Annotated in this window: 1 protein-coding gene; it reads left to right on the top strand. The window is 42.7% G+C overall.

Annotated elements, in window-relative coordinates:
* Nucleotides 1-169 precede the first annotated feature (169 nt).
* Nucleotides 170-510: helix-turn-helix domain-containing protein (locus AB4496_RS11440; RefSeq protein ID WP_372130998.1), on the top strand; the 341-nt coding region annotated here is incomplete at its 3' end.

Here is a 510-nt window from a genome sequence, read left to right as displayed (position 1 = left end):
ACATAGCTCCGTTAAAATCAATTTTCAACAAAAATTTCCAATAGGAAACAGATTTTCTTGTTTTGCTACGGGGAGCACGCTTTATTTCTCTGTGTGCTCTTTAATCAACAAAGCGCTTTATGCAACAATGAAATTAATAGACAGGAAGTAAAAAATTAGTGAGGGACCTATGTCAGAAGACATTTATGATGAGTACCCATCTCTAACGTTGGCGAAGGAAACGTTAGACCAGAATATTGAACCACTTAGGCTTGGCCAGCGCATTAAAGACATTCGCGGTAAGCTAGGGATCACGCTAGAAGAGGCAAGCCAAAGAACAGGCTTGGCGCGTTCTACGCTCAGTAAAATAGAGAACGAACAGATCTCTCCGACCTTTCAAGCGATGCAGAAATTGGCTATGGGGTTGCAGATAGATATGCCGCAACTCTTTGAGCCACCAAGAAAAAAAGTCGCTACAGGACGTCGTGATTTAACCAAAGTAGGCCAAGGTAAACCACACCCAACACCCAC

Origin of the sequence: Vibrio sp. 10N.222.46.A1 (assembly GCF_041473595.1) — a bacterium.
In the GTDB taxonomy this organism is placed as follows: domain Bacteria; phylum Pseudomonadota; class Gammaproteobacteria; order Enterobacterales; family Vibrionaceae; genus Vibrio; species Vibrio tasmaniensis_A.
Note: the sequence above shows the minus strand (reverse complement) of the source record. Positions and strands in the feature narration are given on the sequence as shown.